The sequence below is a fragment of the Candidatus Cloacimonadota bacterium genome (assembly GCA_011372345.1).
Taxonomy (GTDB): Bacteria; Cloacimonadota; Cloacimonadia; order Cloacimonadales; family TCS61; genus DRTC01.
In genome coordinates this window covers 1-1,603 of record DRTC01000007.1, presented here as the reverse complement: position 1 = coordinate 1,603, position 1,603 = coordinate 1, and the positions used below count along the sequence as shown (strand labels likewise).

The following is a 1,603-nucleotide window of genomic DNA, read 5'->3' as shown; positions in this document are numbered from 1 at the left end:
ATATATTTGCTCGATGACTTTGAAAAATTCGTTTTTATCGATTCCTAAATTTTTTCCTTTTTTGATTATTTTTTGGAGTTCGATTTTACGGAATTCAGCACTTTTTTTCTTTTTCAATTCTTGCTGAGCACCTTTATTTACAAATAATCCGATTCCTCTCTTTTTATAGAGAATTCCTTCGTTTATCAACTCGCTGACTGCACTGGAAATCGTCTGCGGATTCAAACGATACTGTTGAGCAAGTGTTCTGATAGATTGGATTTTATCTTCTTCTTTGATGGATTTAGTGATAATTGCTTTTTCGATCTCCTCCTTAATCTGGAGGTAAATCGGAATATTTTCATTAAATTTCATTCCTTCCTCACTGTGCTACTGCTTTAGTGTCTGGGTCAACCAATACACCAGTGCAATTGCTGTCAAGGATTATTTTTGTTTTTTTTGAAAATAAGAAAAAAAATAGTCTATCTATAATAAATTATAAGTGGTTATGAAATTAACCTTTTTTCATAATTTCTTGAATTATGATATCGGATGCGTTTCCATTTCCATAGAAATCCTGATCAAAATGCAAAGATTTATTTATCATTTCTCTGTAGGAAGAATATATTACATTTGAATCTGCTCCGGTAATAAAATTATAACCATGATCAACAAGTTCGACCCATTCGGTTTCATCACGAAGTGTAATGCAAGGTTTATGGAAAAAAAATGCTTCTTTCTGCATTCCTCCGCTATCAGTCATAACAAGTGAGCAGTTCTTTAATAACCAAACCATTTCCAGATATCCGACAGGATCGATGATCTTTATCTGTCCGGTATCAAGATTTAATTTTGACATTATTTTTCGTGTTCTTGGATGGAGAGGAAGAATGATTGGAATATCTTTTGAGATTTTATCTAAAGCAGTAAATATTGATTTCAATCGTTGCGGATCATCTGTGTTTTCTGCCCGATGGATTGTGGAAAGAATAAATTGAGAAGGAATCTTAAAACCTGGTTTTTGTGACAAATCTGTATAAAAAAGTGCTGCGTCGAGCATGACATCACCATTTTTAATGATCACACATTCAGAACTTTCAAATCCTTCTTTTTTCAAGTTCTGAACTGCTTCATCAGTAGGACAAAATAAAATATCACTGATCCTGTCAGTTAAAATCCGATTTATCTCTTCCGGCATTTTCCGGTTGAATGAACGCAGTCCCGCTTCAATATGAGCAACTTTGATATGTAACTTTTTTGCAGCAAGAGCACCTGCAATCGTTGAATTCGTATCTCCATAAACCAGCACCCAGTCAGGTTTTTCCTTGATCAGAACCTGCTCGATCTTTGCCAGCATCTGACCTGTCATCGCTCCGTGTGTAAGACTATTCACATTCAGATTGTAATCCGGTTCGGGGATCTGCATTTGCTGGAAAAAAATTTCGCTCATATTTTTATCGAAATGCTGACCTGTATGGACGATTATTTCTTTCAAATCTTTATGTTTTGCGATTTGACGTGAGACAGTTGCTGCTTTGCTGAATTGGGGTCTGGCGTCGAGGATGGTGACTATTTTCATTGATTTTTCCCCTTAACCACATCAAAAGTTTGTCTAATTTTCTTT

Annotated in this window: 2 protein-coding genes; both read right to left on the bottom strand. The window is 35.1% G+C overall.

What is annotated here, in order from left to right; genetic code table 11:
- Positions 1-354, bottom strand: a 354-nt coding sequence (locus ENL20_00115; protein HHE36965.1) for a GntR family transcriptional regulator, incomplete at its 3' end; no start/stop codon positions are given.
- Between the two features lie 139 nt (positions 355-493).
- On the bottom strand, positions 494-1,558 hold the full coding sequence (locus tag ENL20_00110) for a UDP-N-acetylglucosamine 2-epimerase (non-hydrolyzing) (GenBank protein HHE36964.1): 1,065 nt from the start codon (positions 1,556-1,558) through the stop codon (positions 494-496).
- Positions 1,559-1,603: the final 45 nt, after the last annotated feature.

What these genes read in the sequence shown, in the direction of transcription:
- ENL20_00110 (HHE36964.1), bottom strand. Translation starts at nt 1,558, where the DNA reads ATGAAAATAGTCACCATCCTCGACGCCAGACCCCAATTCAGCAAAGCA.